Origin of the sequence: Nonomuraea sp. NPDC050691 (assembly GCF_040654455.1) — a bacterium.
Classification (GTDB): domain Bacteria; phylum Actinomycetota; class Actinomycetes; order Streptosporangiales; family Streptosporangiaceae; genus Nonomuraea.
Window position 1 is genome coordinate 1 of record NZ_JBFAIA010000376.1, and the last position, 1,330, is coordinate 1,330.

Genomic DNA, 1,330 nt, shown 5'->3' on the forward strand with positions numbered 1-1,330 from the left:
GGCGTACATCCGGTGCTATGCCGCGTGCTGAATTGGAAAAATGGTTGAATGGAGCGGAATGATGCGTTTGAAAGCCTTATCAATAACTGCGGCAATGTTGATTCTTAGCGGATGTTCAACCTTAACCATGTCCGGTATCGGCGGTAGTGAAAAATTCCGATGCTCAAATGCTTGGAACAGTGATGATCCTTATTGCGCATCCATAAGCAGTAACTATAAAGCATCTGTTGCAGGTGTTTTACAAGACGGCATGAAAAGACAGGTTGGACAACCTTACACAGATCAAAGTGCCCGTACATTGATGTTAACGCAAGCTTATTCCTCCGGTACGCCCATTCGCTCCCAAAGTGAAATTGCTCGTATTTGGGTTGCTCCATATCTTGATACGGATGGCGATTTAAATGATCAAAGTTTCACATATGTCGTTCTGAATCAGGGTGATTGGTTAATAGCCCACAATCAGCAACAGATCATAGACGAGTACCGACCGATCCGCTTATTGGGGAATGGAGCCAAAACTTCAGACAGTACGGTTGATACTTCTTCAACCAATTCAAATAACACAAATGACCGTATCCCCGATGTTGGTGTGAATCTTAATCTACAGGAAACATCGGGTATTCCCGGTACCACTCGCTAGGGGTATGTAATGGGTGTCCTGTCAAAATTTAAAAATTGGTTAGCTGGTTCGGATGATGTCGATCAACCGATGGAAGCCTTACACAACAACCCTGTTGATCCTGACTTTGACCATTTGAGCGACTATCTCAATTATGGTGCATACGATACCAAAACAGAGTTGTTTACTCTGATGTCCGTTAAAGGCGACAAACCGTTGGGGATGGGCTTTGTTTTTGAACTCAACCCATTTTTAGGTGGCAGTGATGACCTGATCAGTAAATGGGGCAACCTGTATGCGCTACTTCCTGAGAAAACGCCGATACAAGTTCAGATTTTCGGCTCCCCTGATCTGAGAAACTACTTCAATGAATATGAGCAAGTCCAAGCATCACGTTCTATCGACGACCCGATGCGAAGCACCTTTGAAACTTTGGCCAAGAAACGTACTGAATTTTGGAATAAGGGCACACAGAAGGTCTTAGTAGAAAATACGGCCATTCGCTTACGAAATCTGCGCTGTATCCTCAGTGTAAATTTGAATATTTCGCCTGACAACGGTGTTGAAGTCAGTAAGGCCGTTTCGCTCCTTGCCCGGATGCGTGATGCACTCATCTCCATGAAGATTTATCACCATACTTGGGATGCAAATGATTTGTTGAGTTGGACAACACTCCTACTCAATCCTAATAGGATGTTTACTGGCCAACAA

General features: G+C 44.1%; 2 protein-coding genes. Both read left to right on the plus strand.

Going from position 1 to position 1,330, the window contains the following annotated elements; genetic code table 11:
• The first annotated feature begins 40 nt into the window (after positions 1 to 40).
• Entirely contained in the window at positions 41 to 640 is a 600-nt protein-coding gene (locus AB0H81_RS44890) for a TraV family lipoprotein (protein WP_358388750.1), read from the plus strand.
• Between the two features lie 9 nt (positions 641 to 649).
• On the plus strand, positions 650 to 1,330 hold a 681-nt coding region (locus tag AB0H81_RS44895), incomplete at its 3' end, for a TraC family protein (RefSeq protein WP_358388755.1).

Bases quoted from the DNA above. Each gene is read 5' to 3' on its own strand.
- AB0H81_RS44890 (WP_358388750.1), top strand. From the start codon at position 41: ATGGTTGAATGGAGCGGAATGATGCGTTTGAAAGCCTTATCAATAACT.